At 60.2% G+C, this 19,160-nt stretch carries 17 protein-coding genes and 1 pseudogene; 10 read left to right on the forward strand and 8 right to left on the reverse strand.

All coding sequences use genetic code 11. The features are described 5' to 3' along the window. Nucleotides 1–112: 112 nt before the first annotated feature. From QMK58_RS09980 to QMK58_RS28935, 3 genes and pseudogenes are all read right to left on the reverse strand, one after another. Nucleotides 113–1,789: an MFS transporter gene (locus QMK58_RS09980; RefSeq protein ID WP_053157653.1), complete on the reverse strand. Its 1,677-nt coding sequence runs from the start codon at nucleotides 1,787–1,789 to the stop codon at nucleotides 113–115. Between the two features lie 311 nt (nucleotides 1,790–2,100). Further along, nucleotides 2,101–2,856, reverse strand: a complete 756-nt coding sequence (locus QMK58_RS28930; protein ID WP_371259782.1) for a methyl-accepting chemotaxis protein — start codon at nucleotides 2,854–2,856, stop codon at nucleotides 2,101–2,103. Between the two features lie 102 nt (nucleotides 2,857–2,958). Beyond that, nucleotides 2,959–4,248 (reverse strand): annotated as a pseudogene (locus QMK58_RS28935) (HAMP domain-containing protein); the annotation flags it as partial. A 324-nt stretch (nucleotides 4,249–4,572) separates the two neighbouring features. Between QMK58_RS28935 and QMK58_RS09995 the strand changes: the two are divergent. Next, entirely contained in the window at nucleotides 4,573–5,889 is a 1,317-nt protein-coding gene (locus tag QMK58_RS09995; protein WP_172681816.1) for a Na+/H+ antiporter family protein, read from the forward strand. 118 nt (nucleotides 5,890–6,007) lie between these two features. On the opposite strand, the gene QMK58_RS10000 is transcribed toward QMK58_RS09995, so the two are convergent. Next, on the reverse strand, nucleotides 6,008–6,940 hold the full coding sequence (locus QMK58_RS10000; protein WP_053157662.1) for a LysR family transcriptional regulator: 933 nt from the start codon (nucleotides 6,938–6,940) through the stop codon (nucleotides 6,008–6,010). A gap of 112 nt (nucleotides 6,941–7,052) precedes the next feature. Between QMK58_RS10000 and QMK58_RS10005 the strand changes: the two genes are divergently transcribed. From QMK58_RS10005 to QMK58_RS10015, 3 genes are all read left to right on the forward strand, one after another. Next, nucleotides 7,053–7,547, forward strand: a complete 495-nt coding sequence (locus QMK58_RS10005; protein WP_320396207.1) for a DMT family transporter — start codon at nucleotides 7,053–7,055, stop codon at nucleotides 7,545–7,547. Then, nucleotides 7,547–8,002, forward strand: coding sequence for a DMT family transporter (locus QMK58_RS10010; protein WP_172681813.1), 456 nt, complete (start codon nucleotides 7,547–7,549; stop codon nucleotides 8,000–8,002). The genes QMK58_RS10005 and QMK58_RS10010 overlap by 1 nt, the downstream gene beginning before the upstream one ends. 80 nt (nucleotides 8,003–8,082) lie before the next feature. Next, a complete protein-coding gene (locus QMK58_RS10015) occupies nucleotides 8,083–8,241 on the forward strand; it encodes a metallothionein (RefSeq protein ID WP_082344443.1) in 159 nt (52 codons plus the stop codon). Nucleotides 8,242–8,297: 56 nt separating this feature from the next. Here QMK58_RS10015 and QMK58_RS10020 read toward each other — a convergent pair whose 3' ends face one another. Further along, complete coding sequence (locus QMK58_RS10020; protein WP_053157668.1) at nucleotides 8,298–8,525, reverse strand: DUF6555 family protein; 228 nt, start codon at nucleotides 8,523–8,525, stop codon at nucleotides 8,298–8,300. A 146-nt stretch (nucleotides 8,526–8,671) separates the two neighbouring features. Here QMK58_RS10020 and QMK58_RS10025 point away from each other — a divergent pair, with 146 nt between their 5' ends. From QMK58_RS10025 to mnmH, 4 genes are all read left to right on the forward strand, one after another. Continuing rightward, nucleotides 8,672–9,451 carry a helix-turn-helix transcriptional regulator gene (locus QMK58_RS10025; protein WP_320396208.1) on the forward strand — a complete coding sequence of 260 codons (780 nt, stop codon included), beginning with the start codon at nucleotides 8,672–8,674 and terminating at the stop codon, nucleotides 9,449–9,451. A gap of 102 nt (nucleotides 9,452–9,553) precedes the next feature. Then, the gene (locus QMK58_RS10030; RefSeq protein WP_053157673.1) at nucleotides 9,554–10,510 is read left to right on the forward strand and encodes a quinone oxidoreductase family protein; all 957 of its coding nucleotides are present in this window, start codon (nucleotides 9,554–9,556) and stop codon (nucleotides 10,508–10,510) included. Between the two features lie 170 nt (nucleotides 10,511–10,680). Then, on the forward strand, nucleotides 10,681–11,715 hold the full coding sequence (gene selD / locus QMK58_RS10035; protein WP_053157676.1) for a selenide, water dikinase SelD: 1,035 nt from the start codon (nucleotides 10,681–10,683) through the stop codon (nucleotides 11,713–11,715). Continuing rightward, nucleotides 11,715–12,818, forward strand: a complete 1,104-nt coding sequence (mnmH, locus tag QMK58_RS10040) for a tRNA 2-selenouridine(34) synthase MnmH (RefSeq protein WP_053157679.1) — start codon at nucleotides 11,715–11,717, stop codon at nucleotides 12,816–12,818. The genes selD and mnmH overlap by 1 nt, the downstream gene beginning before the upstream one ends. Before the next feature lie 64 nt (nucleotides 12,819–12,882). On the opposite strand, the gene QMK58_RS10045 is transcribed toward mnmH, so the two are convergent. Further along, complete coding sequence (locus tag QMK58_RS10045) at nucleotides 12,883–13,554, reverse strand: histidine phosphatase family protein (protein ID WP_371259783.1); 672 nt, start codon at nucleotides 13,552–13,554, stop codon at nucleotides 12,883–12,885. 369 nt (nucleotides 13,555–13,923) lie between these two features. Between QMK58_RS10045 and QMK58_RS10050 the strand changes: the two genes are divergently transcribed. Continuing rightward, the gene (locus QMK58_RS10050) at nucleotides 13,924–14,634 is read left to right on the forward strand and encodes a glutathione binding-like protein (RefSeq protein WP_053157685.1); all 711 of its coding nucleotides are present in this window, start codon (nucleotides 13,924–13,926) and stop codon (nucleotides 14,632–14,634) included. Nucleotides 14,635–14,749: 115 nt separating this feature from the next. Here the strand turns inward: QMK58_RS10050 and QMK58_RS10055 are convergent, their stop codons facing one another. After that, complete coding sequence (locus tag QMK58_RS10055; protein ID WP_053157688.1) at nucleotides 14,750–16,285, reverse strand: FAD-dependent monooxygenase; 1,536 nt, start codon at nucleotides 16,283–16,285, stop codon at nucleotides 14,750–14,752. Nucleotides 16,286–16,442: 157 nt separating this feature from the next. On the opposite strand from QMK58_RS10055, the gene QMK58_RS10060 reads away from it, so the two are divergent. Further along, nucleotides 16,443–16,712: a hypothetical protein gene (locus QMK58_RS10060; RefSeq protein ID WP_053157691.1), complete on the forward strand. Its 270-nt coding sequence runs from the start codon at nucleotides 16,443–16,445 to the stop codon at nucleotides 16,710–16,712. A 107-nt stretch (nucleotides 16,713–16,819) separates the two neighbouring features. Here the strand turns inward: QMK58_RS10060 and QMK58_RS10065 are convergent, their stop codons facing one another. Beyond that, nucleotides 16,820–19,030 carry a TonB-dependent siderophore receptor gene (locus tag QMK58_RS10065; protein WP_320396209.1) on the reverse strand — a complete coding sequence of 737 codons (2,211 nt, stop codon included), beginning with the start codon at nucleotides 19,028–19,030 and terminating at the stop codon, nucleotides 16,820–16,822. Nucleotides 19,031–19,160 lie beyond the last annotated feature (130 nt).

A 19,160-nucleotide genomic window follows, 5' to 3' on the forward strand; every position in this document is an offset into this window, starting at 1 on the left:
CCTGTAGGAGCGAGCTTGCTCGCGATGGCGGTCTGACCGTCACATCAATGTCGAATGTGCCGACGCTATCGCGAGCAAGCTTGCTCCTACAGTGAACTGTGTTGTGCCAGGTTCAGGTGTGATGAATCTCCCGATCCTTGGTTTCAGGCATGAAGAAAATCCCCAGCACGGCCGTCATCACCGCGATGACGATCGGATACCACAGGCCGTAGTAGATATCCCCCGTGGCCGCCACCATGGCAAACGCCACCGTCGGCAGAAAGCCACCGAACCAGCCGTTGCCGATGTGATAAGGCAGTGACATCGAGGTGTAGCGGATGCGCGCCGGGAACAGTTCCACCAGCCAGGCAGCAATCGGCCCGTAGACCATGGTCACGTAGATCACCAGGATGGTCAGGAGCAGCAGCACCATCGGATAGTTGGTTTTCGCCGGATCGGCCTTCTCGGGATAACCCGCTTCCTTGAGCGCTGTGGCGAGGGTCGCGGTAAAGGCGTCGTTTTGGGTCTTGAAGTCGGCGGCCGGCATGCCGGTGCCCTCGAAACTCTGGATCACTTTCTCGCCAATGCGCACCTGCGCCACGGTGCCCGGCTCGGCGCTCACGTTCTTGTAGGGGATGGCCCGTTTGGCCAGTATGGTCTTGGCCAAGTCGCAGGAACTGGTGAATTTGGCCTTGCCCACCGGGTCGAACTGGAAGGAGCACTGATCGGGGTTGGCGACCACCGTGACCGGGTTCTTCTCCTGCGCGATGAATACATCGGGATTACCGTACTGAGTCAGCGCATGGAAGATCGGGAAGTAGGTCAGGGCCGCGATGATGCACCCGGCCATGATGATGCCCTTGCGGCCGATGCGGTCGGAGAGGCTGCCGAATATCACAAAGAACGGCGTGCCGATCAGCAGCGAGCCGGCAATCAGCAGGTTCGCGGTCTGCGGGTCGATCTTCAGCGTCTGCAACAGGAAGAACAGCGCATAGAACTGCCCGGTGTACCAGACAACGGCCTGGCCGGCGGTGCCGCCGAGCAGGGCCATGATGACGATCTTCAGGTTATCCCAGCGGGCGAAGGATTCGGTCAACGGTGCCTTGGACGACTTGCCTTCGGCCTTCATTTTCAGGAACACCGGCGACTCGTTGAGCTGCAAGCGGATGTACACCGAGACGATCAGCAACAGGATCGACAGCAGGAAAGGGATGCGCCAGCCCCAGGCTTCAAACGCTTCTGTGCCCAGAACGGTGCGGCAGGTGAGGATCACCAGCAGCGACAGAAACAGGCCCAGGGTCGCGGTGGTCTGAATCCATGAAGTGAAAAACCCCCGTTTGCCTTTGGGCGCATGTTCGGCCACATAAGTCGCCGCGCCGCCGTACTCACCGCCCAGCGCCAGACCTTGCAGCAAGCGCAGGGTGATCAGAATGACCGGGGCCGCCACGCCGATGGTCGCGTAGCCGGGCAGCAAGCCCACCACCGCCGTCGATACGCCCATGATCACAATGGTGATGAGGAAGGTGTGTTTGCGGCCGATCATGTCACCCAGGCGCCCAAACACAATCGCCCCGAAAGGCCGGACGGCAAAGCCTGCGGCGAAGGCGAGCAGGGCGAAGATGAAGGACGTGGTCTCGTTGACGCCGGCGAAGAAGTGCTTGGCGATGATCGCGGCGAGTGAGCCGTACAGGTAAAAGTCGTACCACTCGAACACGGTGCCCAAGGACGAGGCGAAGATGACCTTGCGCTCCTCCTTGGTCATCCCTCGGTTGGGCGTGCTGCCCGTGGTTGTATTGTCGATTGCCGCCATGAGTGTTCTCCGTGGTTCTTGTTTTAGGCCGGAGCACCTCTCAATTGTTGCCGCACCCTGGCCCTGGGGCTGATGTCATCGGATTACCAGTCTTGCAGACAAGTGACGCCTCGGAACGTTGCAAGGTTCCTAGAAGCTTAATCAGGTTCTGGTAGATATCCACTCGCCATCATTGAGTGCGGACAAAAACCTGAAGGAGCGAGCTTGCTTGTGGAAATCGTCAACAATACCGCGGGGAATCTGACTCCCCGCGGCGCCCTCGGGTTTTTCGCGAGCAGGCTCGCTCCTACAGGGGATGTTTTTGCGGGTGCTTAAACGCGGAACTGATCCATCAAACTCTGCTGCTGATTGGCCAGACTGTTGAGCGACTGGCTGACCCGCGCCGATTCGTTGGCCTGGCCGGACAAAGACTCGGTCACGTCGCGAATGGTCGCCACGTTGTTGTTGATTTCCTCGGCCACCGCGCTTTGTTCTTCGGCGGCGCTGGCGATCTGCATATTCATGTCGTTGATCACCGTGACTGCGTCACCGATCTGGCGCAGCGCCGTCACGGCCTGGCCGACTTGCTCGACGCTGCCCTGGGCCTGGCGATGGCTGTTGTTCATCGAACCCACCACCTCCTGAGTGCCGCTTTGCAGTTGCTCGATCACCACGCGGGTTTCTTCCACGGACTCCTGGGTTCGTCGCGCCAGATTGCGCACTTCGTCGGCCACCACGGCGAATCCGCGGCCGGCTTCTCCGGCCCGGGCCGCTTCGATCGCGGCGTTGAGTGCCAGCAGGTTGGTTTGTTCGGCGATGGCGCGGATCACTTCCAGCACTGAGCCGATTTTTTCGCTGTTGGCTGCCAGGCCTTCGACCTGGACCATCGCCGCGCTCATGTCGGCGGCGAGGTTGTCGATGCTGGCGGTGGTGCGGTCGATCACGGTCAGGCCCTGGCGCGTCGCCTGATCGGCGTCGCGGGCGGCGTGGGCGGCTTGCGCGGCGCTGCGGGCGACATCCTGGGCGGTGGCACTCATTTCGTGGGACGCGGTCGCGACCTGATCGACCTGACGGTACTGCTGCTCCATGCCGGCGCTGGTCTGGGTGGCAATGGCGGAGGACTGGTCAGCGGTGTCACGTGCGTCCTGAACCGAGCGTTTGACGTCGGCAATGATCGGTTGCAGTTTGTCGAGGAAACGGTTGAACCAGCCGGCCAACTGGCCCAGTTCATCCTGCTTGTCATAGGCCAGGCGGCGAGTCAGGTCTCCTTCGCCGCTGGCGATGTCTTCGAGCATGTGCGCGACGCCGAGGATCGGCTTGGTGACGCTGCGAGCCATTAACCACACCATCAACAATCCGATCAGCGCCGCGAGCACGCCCAGGCCAAGTTCCATCAGGGTGCCGGCGGTGTTGCTTTCATCCAGTTGCTTTTTCAGCACTTGCGCGGGACCGACCAGGACCTTCTCCGGTACGTCGAGCAGCACGCCCCAGGATTTTCCGCCCGGAATCGGCTGGAACGGCGCCAGTACTTTCAGTTGGTGATTGCTGTGCAGGCTGGTGGTTGTGCTGCTGGCGGTGAGCAGGCGCAGCAGCTCGGCACCGCTGGTCCTGTCGACGGTATCCAGGCGCTGGCTGAGCTTGCCGGCGTCGGGGCTGTAACCGGCCAGTAAACCGGCGGGACTGATGATGCTGACGTTGGTCTGGCCGTCGTAAAGTTTTTTACTCGCGCTCTGACTGAGGGTTTGCAGGCTGTTGAGGTTGATGTCCACCGACAGCGAGGCAATGACTTTGCCGTTGACCAACAACGGGAAGACGATGCTGGTCATCAGCACGTTCTGGCCGTCGATCTCATAGAAGTAAGGTTCGATCACGCATGGCTTGAGCGTTGTGCGTGGGCAGGTGAACCAGGCGTTGGCCGCTTCGCCGCTGGGGCCGGTGCGGGTGTCGGCCATGTCCGATTCCGGCAGCGCCATCGACGTCACTTTTCCTGGCGTTGGCTGTGACCAATACAGGGCAAAACGGCCCTTGTCATTGCTGCCCAGTTCGGCCTGGCCGCTGAACAGTTCGTCCTTGCCGTCCAGCCCATTGGGTTCGAACACCAGCGACAGGCCGAGCAGTTCCGGATTGGCTTGCAGGGCCGACTTGACCTGGCGGGTCAGGTCTTCACGCAGGTCGAAGGCATCGAGGAAGCGTTTTTCGGCTTGATCACGCAAAAACAACACCTGCCGTGAAAAGCCATGGCCGTACTGATAGGCGTCCATGAATTGTTGGCGAATGCCCAGCGCCTGGTTTTCGCCCTGGGACTCGATCCGCGCCTGGGCCGCGTCGGTCAGCATCTCCATGCTCGAGGCTTTCACCAGCGCAGAGCTGTGCTCCATGCGATACAGCGAAAGACCCACCAGCAGGGTCACGACACCGGCCAGGCAGAGCCCGGTCAGCAGGGTGATTTTCCATTGAATGGAAAGTTGTCTGAGCGACATGGAGGCGTCCTTTATTCGATAAATATCTGAGACTTTGCACTGTAACGGCCGTCATCCGGCTTTCTTTATGCCGTCCCTCGAATATCCCATCTCCCCCCGTAGGAGCTGCCGCAGGCTGCGATCTTTTGATGTCAATTCTCTGGATACCGCTAAAGATCAACAGATCGCAGCCTGCGGCAGCTCCTACGAGGATTGGGTTGGCTTTGACACCGCGTGCACTCTGCGGCAAAGTGCGCGCCCTCTAATAAAACCCATTATTCAATCCGCTGGCGGCTCACGCAGACTGCCGGCCGGACTCTTTTCGCTTGCCCAGAGGTAACGATGATTAATGCAGTAATTGCCGCGGTTGGCGTCATGCTGGTCCTCAGCCTGTCCCGCGTGCATGTGGTGATCGCGCTGATCGTCGGCGCGCTGGTGGGCGGCCTGACCGGTGGCCTGGGTATCGAGGCGACCCTCAAGGCATTCAACGGTGGGCTGGGCGGTGGCGCGACAGTTGCGTTGTCCTACGCCTTGCTTGGTGCGTTTGCGGTGGCCATTGCCAAGTCCGGGCTGGCCCATGCACTGGCCGACAAAGCCCTGGCGATGGTTGACCGCCAGCACGCAACGGGCGGCGGCCAGGTCAAGTGGCTGTTGATCGGTTTGCTCTGGGTGGTGGCCATCGCCTCGCAGAACATCTTGCCGATACATATCGCCTTTATCCCGTTGCTGGTGCCGCCGCTGTTATACGTGCTGACCAAGCTGCAACTGGACCGTCGCCTGATCGCCTGCGTCATGACCTTCGGTCTGATTACGCCTTACATGTTCCTGCCGGTTGGCTTCGGCAACATCTTTCTCAATGAAATCCTGCTGGCCAACGTCGCCCGCAGCGGTGTCGACATCAGCGGGATCAACGTGACTCACGCCATGGGCATCCCGGCACTGGGCATGGTGGCGGGCCTGTTGATCGCTTTCATCAGCTACCGCAAAAAACGCGTTTATGACCTGGCGAAAATCGAGCAGGTCGAACAGGTGGCGGTGCAGTACAACCCGCTGAGCCTGATTGTCGCCGGCGTGGCTATCGCCGCGGCGTTCATCATTCAGCTGCTGCTGGACTCGATGATCATCGGCGCGCTGGCCGGGTTCCTGATTTTCTCGGTCTCGGGCATCGTGAGGTGGCGCGACACCGACGATCTGTTCACCGAAGGCATGAAGATGATGGCGATGATCGGTTTCATCATGATCGCCGCCTCGGGGTTTGCCGAAGTGATGAAAGCCACAGGTGACGTTCAGACGCTGGTCGAGTCGTCGGCTTCGTACATTGATCACAGCAAAGGCATGGGTGCCTTGTTGATGTTGCTGGTGGGTTTGCTGGTGACCATGGGCATCGGCTCGTCGTTCTCCACCGTGCCGATTCTGGCGGCGATCTTCGTGCCACTGTGCGTGCAACTGGGCTTCAGTCCGTTGGCGATCGTGTGCATTGTCGGCACCGCCGGCGCGCTGGGCGATGCCGGTTCGCCCGCTTCGGATTCGACCCTCGGCCCGACCTCCGGCCTGAACATCGACGGTCAGCACCACCACATCTGGGACACCGTGGTCCCGACATTCCTGCACTACAACCTGCCATTGCTGGCGTTCGGCTGGGTGGCCGCGATGGTCCTGTAACCCGGTTCCACCTTGCAGGAGCGAGCTTGCTCGCGATGGCGGTGAAACCGTCAGCAGCTAATTCGCTGACAGACCGCAATCGCGAGCAAGCTCGCTCCTACAGGTATGTGCATAGCCGTCAGGGTCTGTCCCAATACGGAATGTCTCCAAAACACGCCACAAAAAAATCGATCACCGTCCTGACCTTCACCGACAAGCGTCGGCTGCCCGGCCAAAGCACGGCGATCTGTTGCGGTTCCAGACTGTTGGATACCTGATAGTCCTCCAGCACCGGTACCAACGTGCCGTCTCGTACCGCCTCGCCAATCAGCCATGACGGAAACATCACCAGCCCCAGGCCTTGTTCGGCGGCTTGGGTCAGTGTGTCGGCGTGGTTGCCGGTGATCGGGCCTTTTACCGAATACGCCGTCCATTCCTGAGCCTGGCGGAAAAACCAGCGTTGCTGCCCGGTCGCGCCTTTGTAGGCCAGGCAATGGTGAGCGAGGAGGTCGCTGGGGTGTTGTGGCGTGCCGTGACGTTCAAGGTACGCGGGGCTTGCCGCCACCTGAAAACGATGGGGGGCGAGAATCCGCGCCTGCATGCTCGAGTCGTGCAGCGGACCGATGCGAAACAACAGGTCGGCGCCTTCTTGCAGTGGGTCAACGTAATGGTCGGTCTGTTGGATATCCAGCTGCAGTTTCGGGTAGCGCTCACACAACTGGCCCAGCCACGGTGTCAGGTGCCGTTGGCCGAAAACCACCGGCGCATTGATGCGCACCAGTCCGCTGGGTTCGCTTTGCTGCTCTTGCAGCGCCTGTTCGGCTTCCTCTAATTGCACCAGCACCAGTCGTGCATGTTGACCGAGCACGCGCCCCGCTTCGGTGGGGGTCACGGCGCGGGTGTGGCGGTAGAGCAATTGCTGGTTCAGGGCCTGTTCCATCAACTGGATTTGTCGAGAGATCGAAGAGGGCGCCAGGCCCTCGCGGCGCGCCACTTCGGAAAAACTGCCCTGATCGAGCACCGCGACGAACAGCCGAAGTGCCTTGAATCCCAGTTCATTGAAGCCGTGCATAAACATTCCTGCTGTGCGAGTTACGCAAAAGTGTTGTCAGGATGCTCCCATTTATCGCACAGCTATGCCAATCGATAATGCGCGCCATTGTTCACTTCCTCAGGAATTTCCCATGCAGTCTTCTTCATCCATTGAGGTTGGCGCGTTGCCCGCAACGGCCGTCAAACCCGTTCTGCGCTTATTGCTGTTGCCACTGGTGATCCTCGCCGGCATGGGGTTGTCGGTAGAGGCCGGGTTGCTCGGGCCTCTTGGGGTTCAGGTTGGGCATCTATGGGCCACGTTGAGCATTTTTGGTGTTGGCTCGGCGATTCTGTTTTTACTGTTGCTGTTCAGCGGTCCGCAGCGCGGTCCAGCCTTCAGTGAATTGCCGCGCTGGCAATTGATTGGCGGATTCCTCGGGCCGATGTACGTGGTGGTGCTGACCTTGGCCACGCCCCATATCGGCATCGCGATGACCATGATTGCGATCCTGTCCGGGCAAGTCGGCAAAAGTGTGTTGATCGACCACTTCGGCTGGTTCGGCGCCCCCCGGAAAAAGGTCAACGCTGAACGTTGGCTAGCCTTGCTGCTGATTGTCGCGGCTCTTGTCCTGATTGCTCGGGGTTGATGATGAACCTGATTATTTTATTGGCTGTGGTGGTTGCGGCCGGTGCGGTGTTGAGTGTGCAGGCGGCGATCAATGGGCGACTGGGTGAAACGGTCGGTGTATTGCGAAGCAGTTTGCTGACCTTTGTGGTGGGCGCCGTGAGCACCGGTTTGCTGATCCTGTTTGTCGAACCGGCCCATGCGGTGAGCCTGTTGGATGTGCCGAAATGGCAACTCGGCGGGGCGCTGTTCGGCGTGGTTTACATGATGGTAATGGTCGGGGCGGTACCGCGAGTGGGTACAGCGGTGGCGACCGTCGCGGTGATCGTCGGGCAGTTGGGAATGGGTATGCTGATCGACAACTTTGGTTGGCTGGGCAACCCGCCGATTGAATTGTCCGGCAGTCGGATGCTTGCAATGGTGTGCCTTGGCCTGGCCCTGGTGTTCATGTATCGCAGCAGTGTGCGCCAAGTGTGAGTTGGCGCCTGACTTCTACACTGGTACTACGGGTCGCATTGTCGAGACCCCGACGACCACCACCCAGAGGAGTCGACTCCATGACCGATGACCGCACCTGTGACTGTCCGAAATGCAACTGCAAGCTCGGTGAGCATCCGATCGTGCGACATGGCAAGCACTATTGCTGTGAAGCTTGTGCCAAACATCATGAGCACGGTGAGGAATGTGTCCATCAAGGATGCAAGTGTGCTCACTGACCGCCTGAATGAAAGTGGAGCCTGTTCAGGTTCCACTTTTCGACGACTGCCGGGCACTAGTTAGCCGGACGCCACTTGACGTTCTCCACGCCGAATTTCTCCGCCATTGGCTTGCTGGTCTTTTGCACCTTTTCACGGCCAAAGCGAGGGATGCGCCCCACACCCGCATCACAGCTCGCCCAATGCCAGGCGTCCGCGTTGTCCATTTTATCCAGTCGGATAATGAACGACTTGGGCGTGCCATGAAGGGTGTATTCAATGACGAAAAGTTTTGCGCTGTTCATAAAGCCCCTGTTCCTCCCTGTTGTACATAGAAGGATCGTTTGCCACTCGGAAAATTCATTCGGATTTTCAGGCGGTGTCGGTCGCTGGCGGCAAGCGGGGTGCATCGTTACCATGCAGACTCCTTCAGCCCCAATGATTATTGACCATGGCCCTTGCCACGCCACCCGACCTGAGTGACACCGACGTGCCCGTGCAACCGCTGGCGCGCACCTATCCGCGAGGGTTGTTCATCGAGCCCCATGAACATGTCTGGGGACAGTTACTGTATGCCATGAGCGGCGTGATGTGGGTCGAGACGCCGCACGAAGCGTTTGTGGTCCCGCCCCAGCGAGCCGTCTGGTTGCCACCCGGTATTGCCCACGGCATTCGCGTGGTGTCGGACCTGCAGATGCGCAATATCTACCTGCGCCCGACACTGGCGGCGACGCTCGATGACAGTGTTCAGGTCATCGAGGTCGGCGGCTTGCTGCGCGAGCTGATCGTCGGGCTGGTAGAGCAGGGCGATGACGGTTCACCGGAGTATTACGAGGCGTTGGTTGGCCTGGCGCTGCTGGAGCTCAAGCGGGCGAAGCGCTCACAGCTGAACATCCCGCTGCCGGACGATTCCGACCGACGGCTGATGAATCTTTGCCAGGCCGTCATGGCCGCACCGTCGCTGGACATACCCTTTGAGCAACACGCGCAAAATGCCGGGGCCAGCGTGCGCACCCTGGCGCGATTGTTCAAGGACGGCCTGGGCATGGGCTTCGCCGAGTGGCGGCGACAGGTGCAATTGGTGACAGCGGTGGCCGAGCTGATTCAGGGCGTGCCGGTCAGTGTGATTGCCCGGGAGCTGGGCTACTCGCCAAGCAGCTTCAGCGACATGTTCCGCCGCGAACTGGGGGTCGCGCCTTCGCAGTTTTCCTCGGCGCAACGCCAGGGCTGAAGGTGCCGGCAGGCTGCTTTGGCCGACATCCAGAAGTACTTGGCCGATGCACGCCAGCGCCAGTCTCTAGACTCGGCGCATCCCTGTTAGATGGAAATAGCCATGAAAGCATTGCAGTTCGACAAAACCGGCGACCTCTCGGCCTTGCGCTACGTTGAAGTAGCCACGCCCGTTCCTGGCGCCGATGAAGTATTGGTCGAGATCAAGGCGGCGGGCCTCAATCCCAGCGATGTAAAGAATGTGCTGGGGCGTTTTCCCTACACCACGTTGCCACGCATTCCCGGGCGTGACTTTGCCGGTGTAGTCGTGGCAGGCCCGCAGGCGTTACTGGGTCAGGAAGTTTGGGGCACGGGCCGGGAGCTGGGCTTTTTTGCCGACGGCTCCCATGCGCAGTTCGTCAAACTGCCGGCCAATGGCGTGGCACTCAAGCCTGCGCAGCTGAGTTTCGCCCAGGCCGCCAGCCTTGGCGTGCCTTACACCACGGCATGGGATGCGCTGGAACGCAGCCTGGTAACGACCGGGACGAAGTTGTTGGTGATTGGCGGCGGGGCAGTCGGCAGTGCCGCACTGGCGCTGGCTAAAGTACGGGGAGCCACGGTGTTGGCAGCGGCGCGGCGACCGGAGCAGGTCAAAGACTTGCAGGATCAGGGCTACCAGACGATCCAGCTGGACAAGCCTGAAGACCTTGGCGCGCAGGTCAACGCCGTGTATGCCGGTGGCGCCGAGGTGATTTTCGACACCACCGGTTTCTGGCTGCCCGCATCGGTCGCGGCCCTGGCAACCTTCGGCCGCATCGCGATCATCGCCGCGCCGGTGGACGGGTACGTGCAACTGCCGGCACTGGGGTTGTATCGCAAGGGCGGTTCGGTAGTCGGGACCAACACATTGTTGTATGGCGTGCAGGCTTGCGCGGCGATGCTTGATCAGTTCGGCCAGTTCTTCGATGAGGGCTTGTTGCCGTTGCCGCAAGGATTGCTGGAGTCGCCATTGGCAGAAGGGCTGGAACGTTATGCCGAGGTGAATCAGGGACGCGGGGACAAGGTGATTCTGCTGCCCTGATTTGAACCCTGTGGGAGCGAGCCTGCTCGCGAAAGCGGTGTATCAGGCACATCGATGCTGGTACCGCATTCGCGAGCAGGATCGCTCCCACAAGATGGCGCGGGCGAGCAACGCCTTGGCGTGCCTCGCTCTGCTAGAATCGGCCTCATTGACCCAATGAGGCACCCCTGATGAGCGAGCCGATTCGCCTGACGCAATACAGCCACGGCGCTGGATGCGGTTGCAAGATTTCCCCACAGGTGCTGGAAGTGATTCTGGCCGGCAGCGGGGCGCAGAACCTGGACCCGAAACTCTGGGTCGGCAACGCCTCGCGTGATGACGCCGCGGTCTACTCCATCGATGAAGAGCGCGGCGTGGTCTCGACCACCGACTTTTTCATGCCGATCGTCGACGATCCCTTCGATTTCGGCCGTATTGCCGCCACCAACGCTATCAGCGACATCTACGCCATGGGCGGTGATCCGTTGATGGCGATTGCGATTCTGGGCTGGCCGGTGAACGTGCTGGCACCGGAAATTGCCCGGGAAGTGATTCGCGGCGGGCGTTCGGTGTGCGACGCAGCGGGCATCCCGTTGGCGGGTGGACACTCGATCGACGCACCGGAGCCGATCTTTGGCCTCGCCGTGACCGGCCTGGTGGAAAAGCGCCACATGAAGCGCAACGACACGGCCACTGCCGGTTGCCTGCTCTATCTCACCAAACCCCTGGGCATCGGCATCCTCACCACCGCCGAGAAGAAGGGCAAGTTGCGCAATGCCGACATCGGCCTGGCCCGTGACTGGATGTGCACCCTGAACAAGCCCGGCAGCCGCTTCGGCAAACTCGACGGAGTGACCGCCATGACCGATGTCACCGGGTTCGGCCTGCTTGGCCATTTGGTGGAAATGGCGGACGGCAGCCAGCTCACCGCACGTATCGAATATGACCGCGTGCCACGCCTGCCGGGGGTCGAGTACTACCTCGAACAAGGCTGTGTGCCAGGCGGGACGCTGCGTAATTACGACAGTTATGCCAGCAAGCTCGGCCGTCTTCAGGAGCTGCACAAGCGCGTGCTCTGCGATCCGCAGACCAGCGGTGGCTTGCTGATTGCCGTAACCCCCGAGGGCAACGAGCAGTTCCTCGCGGTGGCTGCCGAACAGGGCCTGAACCTGGAGCCCATCGGCGAACTGGTCGAGCGACAGAGTAACGCGGTCGAGGTGTTTTGATGTTTGCCGACTACACCGATTACCGCGACATCTTTCTCAACGACCGGCCGATGATGGACGCCCGTGCGCCGGTCGAGTTTTCCAAGGGGTCGTTTCCCGGCGTGGTCAACCTGCCGCTGATGAACGATCACGAGCGGCAACGCATCGGCACCTGCTACAAGCAACACGGTCAACAGGCGGCCATTGCGCTGGGGCATCAATTGGTGTCCGGCGAAATCAAGGCCGAACGCCTCCAGGCCTGGACCGAATTTGCCCGGGTGCATCCGGATGGCTATTTGTACTGTTTTCGCGGCGGGCTGCGCTCGCAGATTGTCCAGCAATGGCTCAGGGACGAGGCGGGTATCGATTATCCGCGCATTGGTGGCGGCTACAAGGCCATGCGTACGTTCCTGCTCGACACGCTGGATCAAGCCGTTGCCCAGTGCGATTTCGTCCTGCTGGGCGGCATGACCGGCACCGGCAAGACCGAGGTTCTGACGCAACTGTGCAACGGGTTGGACCTTGAAGGCCACGCCAATCACCGCGGCTCCAGTTTCGGCAAGCGCGCCACCGGACAGCCTTCCAACATCGATTTTGAGAACCGCCTCGCCGTGGACGTGCTGAAAAAGCGTGCCCAGGGCATCGAGCAGTTCGTGCTCGAAGACGAGAGCCGCGCCGTCGGCAGTTGTGCGTTGCCGTTGCCGCTGTATCAGGGCATGCAGCAATTTCCGATGGTCTGGCTGGAAGACAGCCTTGAAGGGCGGGTCGAGCGGATCTTGCGCGATTACGTGGTGGACTTGTGCGCCGAATTCATAAGTGTGCATGGCGATCAAGGCTTTGCGCTGTTCTCTGAGCGCTTGCTGGAGAGCCTGAACAACGTGCAGAAGCGCCTCGGCGGTGAGCGTCATCGACGGATGTTGATCTTGATGGAAGAGGCGTTGGCCGAGCAGGGGCGCAGCGGTGCGGTGGATTTGCACCGGGGCTGGATCGAAGGGTTGCTGAGTGAGTACTACGACCCGATGTATGCCTTTCAACGGGAGAAGAAGGGTGCGCGGATCGAGTTCGCCGGGGAGCGCACGGCGGTGCTGGAGTATTTGCGGGAGCGGGGCAGCCAACGGGGGTGATGGTGTTCTACCGACCTCGTCGCGGGCTCGCTCGAGATGAGGCCCGCTCAAGCAATGCAAAAACTCAGGTAGGGCAAGTCTCCTGCCCATTGTTCAGCCCTTGCTGATAGGTACGGCTCTCCAGGCTGGCCTTGCCGTTGTGCCAGGTCAGGGTGAGCACATACAGCGAGTCATAGTCGCTGGATTCCCAGTCCTCGGTGATCTTCATCTTTTTGCCCACGGCGTCACCTGCAACCTTGTTGATCAGCTCCGGCAGGTAACCGTGGGACCAAGCGGTGTAAATGACCGAGTTGTGATACTTGTCGTGCAGCAGTTCATCGGCCAGGTCACTGGTGTCATTGGCCGAGAATTTGATGTTCACCGGCAGGCCAAGCTTGATGGCGCTGGGGCTGATGGTCATCAGCGGGCGGATATAGCTATAGGAGTTGTCCAGCTCTCCTTCCTCGACGTTGCGTGTCGGGTTCGCGGCGAACACGTAGTCGGCCTTGCCGAATTTTTCCGGGAGCAGGGTGGCCAGGTCGATGGCGCGGTTCAGGCCTTGGCAATTAAGCTGGCCGAGACCGCCGGCGGGCTTCTCGCCATGACGCAGGAACACCAGCGTCTGCGTGCCATCCATCGGTTGGGCGCGGGTATGGCTGGATTCCAGCGACAGAAACACCGCACTGACCGCCAACAAGGTGGGAAGCACAATATAGGCGCGATGTTTGAGACGTTTGGCGAATTTCAGCGGGTTCATCATCGAAAAGGGTTCTTCAGCGCAATTCGGTTAAGGCTGACAAACCTTTACACCACGCGTTTCCTGCGTCGGGTGTTTTCCATGTCGTTGAACCGGTCCGTTTCCAAAGGAGTGGTGCTCAGAGTCCTCTGACACTCATTTGGTTCGATACCGGTCGAGAGCGCAGCAATTTACCGGTAACCATCAACAGATTGCAGTCTAGGTTATCGACAGGATGTTGCGGAATTGTGGACACCCTACCGTTGTCGGTGTGAAAAGCGTGTGAACTCTGATGATCTCCACCATCAGCGATATTGATGGCAACAGGCGTCGCAACCCGCGCTCTCTCCATTATGATCGGAGTTCTCAATTTTCTCGTGGATCCTTCCCATGACCGATTTGTCCGTGTTCCCCATCACTCGAAAATGGCCGGCCCAGTACCCGGAGTGGATTCAGCTGTACTCCTTGCCGACCCCCAACGGCGTCAAGGTCTCGATCATGCTCGAAGAGATCGGCCTGCCCTATGAGTCGCATCGCGTCGGTTTCGACACCAATGACCAGATGTCCCCCGAGTTCCTGTCACTGAACCCCAACAACAAGATCCCGGCCATCCTCGATCCTCATGGCCCCGATGACCAGCCTTTGGCGCTTTTCGAGTCCGGGGCGATCCTGATCTACCTGGCCGACAAGAGCGGGCAGCTGCTGGCCCAGGAATCGGCCGCACGCTACGAAACCATTCAATGGTTGATGTTCCAGATGGGCGGCATCGGTCCTATGTTCGGCCAGCTCGGCTTCTTCAACAAGTTCGCCGGTAAAGACTATGAAGACAAGCGCCCTCGCGACCGCTACGTCGAAGAAAGCAAACGCCTGCTCGGCGTGCTCAATTGCCGGCTTGAAGGTCGCGACTGGATCATGGGTGAGCGCTATACCATCGCCGACATCGCGATCTTTCCGTGGGTGCGCAACCTGATTGGTTTCTATGAGGCTGGCGATCTGGTGGGCATCCAGAACTTCACGAACGTCACGCGGGTGCTGGAGCGCTTCCTGGCGCGGCCGGCGGTGGTACGTGGTTTGCAGATTCCAAGCCCCGTTTCCAGTTAAACACCTTTCCCTGTAGGAGCGAGCTTGCTCGCGAATACGATGGGTCAGTCACTTTGCTGTTGCCTGACACTACGCCATCGCGAGCAGGCTTGCTCCTACGGGGGATGTGGTGTTCTCAGGGTAGGCCGAAGAACGGCCGAATCCCGTGATCACGGAAATACCGCTCGATCACCTTCGGGTCTGAACACGTTTGGGCAATCGCCACATACGTGTCCGGCCGCAACAGGTAAAAGCCGTTACGCCCAAGGCCCGCGGATTCAAACGCCGGGCGCCAGCTGAAGACATGCAGGGGTAGATGATGCTCTTGGCACCACGCAATCATCTCCTCGCTGGTGTCTCCGTAGACATGCACTTGCCAGGTCGGGCACTTCAGCGATTCAAAATTATCCCCCTCATCGTCGTGAGCCCATGGCAAGCGGTCACCGCCATGCACGTGCCCGGCGACGCCGGTGCTCAAGGGCATGCCGCGATAGTTCAAGGTGATTTGCGACACCGTGCGAAACAGGAATTCGCGGGAGGTTTCGAACGAGGCCATTTTCGGAATCAGGAAGGGCGCGAGACGTGTGCGCAGCAAGTCGGCCATGCGCCCTTCGGCGGTAACGAAGGTGAACACCCGGTCGGTGGTGGCCACCAGTTTGCGGGCAAACGCGATGCGTTCGGGTTCGTAGGTGTCGAGTAATTTGAGTTCGGCTTCACCGCTCAGCACGGCGGCGAGTTTCCACGCCAGGTTGATGGCGTCGCCGATCCCGGTGTTCATGCCCTGACCGCCCGCCGGACTGTGTACGTGGGCGGCATCGCCCAGCAAGAAGGCGCGACCGGTGCGAAAGTGATCCGCTACCCGATGATGCACGCGGTAGGTCGAGAACCAGTTCAGTTGCTCGATATTGACGTTCATGTGTTCGATGGCCCGGCTGCTGACGTCTTCGAAGCGCAATGTCTCGGCCTGTTCGGTGCGTTCGTCGCGCACAGTGCCGATCAGGCGTGCGCGGCCCGAACCTGCCAATGGAAACACTGCGAGAAAGTCGGCTTCATCCAGGTCCACGTGCAGTTCGCCGTTGAACGTCGGGCCGCTGGCCTGCACATCGGCGACGTAGAAAATCTGCTGATAGGTGCCGCCGGGAAAACCGGTGTCCAGGTTCTTGCGCACGATCGAGCGGGCACCGTCGCAACCGGCCAGATAGCAGGCCTGGCAGGTTTCATGCTGACCGTCCGGCAGGCGCAAAATGGCCGTGATGCCGTCGGCGGTTTCCTCGAAACCCAGCAGCTCGGTGTTGCGTTCAACCGTGATAGCGAAGGTTTCGAGGCGGTCGATCAACAACCGCTCGTGCTCGTCCTGCGGGAAAATTTCGAGAAATGCATAAGGCGTCAAACCTTCGCCAACGCGGCTCAGCGGCAAGCGCGCCACGGGTTCGCCTTTGACCCAGAAATTGGCCGCCGCGACACGATGGCCGTTTTGCACAATGGTGTCGGCCAAGTCGAGCTGGCGGTACAGCTCCAGCGTTCGTGCCTGCACCGCCAACGCCCGGGACGTGGTGCCGGGCGCCGAAGACTTGTCGATGATCCGCACCCGCACGCCAAGTTTGCTCAACCACAACGCCAGCACCAACCCGGTCGGGCCGGCACCGGTAATCAACACGTCGCTACGTTGCATGGGGCCTGTTCTCCTCGTTCGTGGGACAAGTATGGCCCACTGGAACAGGACAGCCGGCTTGTGCGCCCAACGGAAAAACATTGTAGGAGCCAGGGATTTTTGCGGTTGGCAGATTTTGTGTACTGCCCACAACACTGTAGGAGCGAGCCTGCTCGCGATGGTCGTCAACGATGACACGGGCTTTCAGGATGCACGCGGCGGGTTTGAGTCCATCGCGAGCATGCTCGCTCCTACAGGGATTTTTGTTGCGTCGCTGATGTTGTGGACAACCCACAACACTGTAGGAGCGAGGCTGCTCGCGATGGTCGTCAACGATGACACGGGCTTTCAGGATGCACGCGGCGGGTTTGAGTCCATCGCGAGCATGCTCGCTCCTACAGGGATTTTTGCGGTTGGCAGATTTTGTGTACTGCTCACAACTCTGTAGGAGCGAGCCTGCTCGCGATGGTCGTCAACGATGACGCGGGCTTTCTGGAAGTACGCGGCGGGTTTGAGTCCATCGCGAGCATGCTCGCTCCTACACCGAGTTGGCGGTTAGAAGTCGATGGTGCCCGACAACTTCGCGGATCGTGGTTCGCCTTGGGTCAGGTAGCCGCCCTGGGCCGATTCCCAGTAGCTTTTGTTGGCAACGTTTTCCACGCCGAAACGCACGGTCACGTCTTTTTCCTGAACCTTGAATGCGTAACGTGCACCGGCGTCGAAGCGGTTCCAGGTTGGCAAACTGAGGTTGTTCGCCGCGTCGGCGTACTGGCCGCCGGTGCGCAACATACGACCGTTCAGGGCGACGCCTGGCAGGCCCGGCACGTCCCAATCCACACTGGCGTTGAACTGGAAGCTCGGCACGCCGATGGCCTGATTGCCGTCGTTGAGACCGTCCTGGGTATTCTTCAGTTCGGTGTCCATCACGGTCACACCGCTGAGCAAGCGCAGGCCGTCGATCGGTTCGCCGAACACATTGAGTTCCACGCCTTTGTTCACCTGTTCACCGTCATGAATGAACTCGGCGGTCGTTTCGTCGATGACTTGCGTGTAACCATTCGCCGGTTGTTCGATGCGGTACACACCCAGCGTCGCACCGTAGGTACCCATGTCCACTTTCACGCCGGCTTCGATCTGTTTGGAGCGGGCCGGGGCAAAGACTTCGTTGCCGTTGATCACGACACGCGAACCAGACGTGGTCGGTGCCGTCGGCCCTTGGGCCAACCCCTCGATACGGTTGGCGTAGAACGACACGTGGTCCCACGGTTTGAACACGATGCCGTACACCGGCGTGGTGATTGATTCGTCGTAGTTGGACGTGCGCTCTTGAGTGTTGTAGTCGTAGCCCTGGACGACCAGTTGTTGACGCCGCACGCCGAGGGTGACCAGCAGGCGATCATCGATAAAGCCCAAGGTGTCCGACACGGCGGCACTGCGCATGAAGGTTTTGCTGGTGATCCCCGGGTCACCCAGATCGCCACCGGAAAAACCCGGGCCTGGCGCCGGAACGTCAATCGGATGGTAAATGTTGTTCGGGTAACTATTGGAGTCGAAATCGAAGGCGTTGCGCTGTTGGGTCCAGATCCCGGCCAGGCCGAAATTGAGTTTATGGGTAACCGGGCCGGTGGCGAAACGGCCATTGAGGCCGGTCATGGCACTGGTGTTGTCTTCGTCGTGGGGAATGAACGAACCGCTGGTCACCGAGCTGCCATCGTTGCCCACCAGCGTGGTGGAGTCGTAGTTGCCGACTTCACGGCTGTGCTTTGCGCCACCGGCGGCATAGGCGGTCCAGCTGTCGTTCAGGTCGTATTCGGCGCGCAGCATACCGAAGGTGTCTTCGATCTCGCTGTAGCCCCATTTCTGCGCGTAGTTGGTATCGGCCGAAGGCGCATCCGGAATATGCGTGGCGTCACCCAGGTTGACCGAGCTGCGGCCACCGTTGATGCGTTCTTTCGAATAGATGAAATCACCGGAAACGCGCAGGGCATCGCCACGGTAGTCGAGGCCGAGGGCGAACAGCTTGGAGCGCTGGTTTTCATCGTCGATGGCAGTATCGCCTTCGCGTTGCGACAAGTTGAGACGTGCGCCGAATCGGTTGTCTTCGCCGAAGCGCTGGCCGATGTCCAGGTGTTCGCCGATGCGCCCGTCATCGCTGATGTCGGTGCTGAAACGACGCAGCGGCAGGTCATCGGCGCGCTTGGGTTGCACGTTGACGCCACCGCCGATGCCGGAGCCGGTCGGGGTTACTCCGTTGATGAAGGCATTCGGGCCCTTGAACACTTCCACACGTTCCAACGCATCGGTGGAAACGATCTGCCGCGGCAGGATGCCGTACAGGCCGTTAAACGAAATGTCGTCGCCATTGAGCGGCAGGCCGCGGATCATGAACGTCTGCGCCTGGTTGGAGAAACCCGAGGCCTGGCGCACAGACGAATCATTGAGCAGCACGTCGCCGATGGTTTCGGCTTGCTGGTCGCGGATCAATTCTTCGGTATAGGCCGTCATACTGAATGGCACATCCATGATGTCCTGATTGCCCAGAACACCCAGTTGACCGCCGCGTGCGACTTGGCCGCCGGCGTACACGGGTGGCAGGTCGAACGATGTCGGGGCCTGGGCGCTGACATTGACGTCGCCCAGCACCAACGGCTTGCCTTGAGTTTCGGGCGTTTCAGGTGTTTCGGCATGGGCCGTTACGGACAGGGAGCAGAACAGGGCCAGTAACGTTGCACGAAAAGGCACGCGGAGTCGGGCTGGAGGGGTCATGTTTCGTTCCTGAGCGGCGCGCGGCCGATTGGAAAAGGGGGCGGCGCGGGAACTCCTTGCGCTAATACGACTCCAGACACAAATGGTAGTTGTTCTCAGTAACGTCGTGCAATGCGTTTTCTGCAAGGTA

The organism is Pseudomonas sp. P8_241 (genome assembly GCF_034008315.1).
Lineage (GTDB): Bacteria > Pseudomonadota > Gammaproteobacteria > Pseudomonadales > Pseudomonadaceae > Aquipseudomonas.

Bases quoted from the DNA above. Each gene is read 5' to 3' on its own strand.
- QMK58_RS10010 (WP_172681813.1), top strand. From the start codon at position 7,547: ATGATGAACCTGATTATTTTATTGGCTGTGGTGGTTGCGGCCGGTGCG.
- QMK58_RS10060 (WP_053157691.1), top strand. From the start codon at position 16,443: ATGGTCGTCAACGATGACACGGGCTTTCAGGATGCACGCGGCGGGTTT.
- QMK58_RS10030 (WP_053157673.1), top strand. From the start codon at position 9,554: ATGAAAGCATTGCAGTTCGACAAAACCGGCGACCTCTCGGCCTTGCGC.
- QMK58_RS10045 (WP_371259783.1), bottom strand. From the start codon at position 13,554: ATGAACCCGCTGAAATTCGCCAAACGTCTCAAACATCGCGCCTATATT.
- QMK58_RS09980 (WP_053157653.1), bottom strand. From the start codon at position 1,789: ATGGCGGCAATCGACAATACAACCACGGGCAGCACGCCCAACCGAGGG.
- QMK58_RS10055 (WP_053157688.1), bottom strand. From the start codon at position 16,285: ATGCAACGTAGCGACGTGTTGATTACCGGTGCCGGCCCGACCGGGTTG.
- QMK58_RS10025 (WP_320396208.1), top strand. From the start codon at position 8,672: ATGGCCCTTGCCACGCCACCCGACCTGAGTGACACCGACGTGCCCGTG.
- QMK58_RS10000 (WP_053157662.1), bottom strand. From the start codon at position 6,940: ATGCACGGCTTCAATGAACTGGGATTCAAGGCACTTCGGCTGTTCGTC.
- QMK58_RS10015 (WP_082344443.1), top strand. From the start codon at position 8,083: ATGACCGATGACCGCACCTGTGACTGTCCGAAATGCAACTGCAAGCTC.
- mnmH (WP_053157679.1), top strand. From the start codon at position 11,715: ATGTTTGCCGACTACACCGATTACCGCGACATCTTTCTCAACGACCGG.
- QMK58_RS10005 (WP_320396207.1), top strand. From the start codon at position 7,053: ATGCAGTCTTCTTCATCCATTGAGGTTGGCGCGTTGCCCGCAACGGCC.
- QMK58_RS10020 (WP_053157668.1), bottom strand. From the start codon at position 8,525: ATGAACAGCGCAAAACTTTTCGTCATTGAATACACCCTTCATGGCACG.
- QMK58_RS28930 (WP_371259782.1), bottom strand. From the start codon at position 2,856: ATGGAGCAGCAGTACCGTCAGGTCGATCAGGTCGCGACCGCGTCCCAC.
- QMK58_RS10050 (WP_053157685.1), top strand. From the start codon at position 13,924: ATGACCGATTTGTCCGTGTTCCCCATCACTCGAAAATGGCCGGCCCAG.
- QMK58_RS10065 (WP_320396209.1), bottom strand. From the start codon at position 19,030: ATGACCCCTCCAGCCCGACTCCGCGTGCCTTTTCGTGCAACGTTACTG.
- selD (WP_053157676.1), top strand. From the start codon at position 10,681: ATGAGCGAGCCGATTCGCCTGACGCAATACAGCCACGGCGCTGGATGC.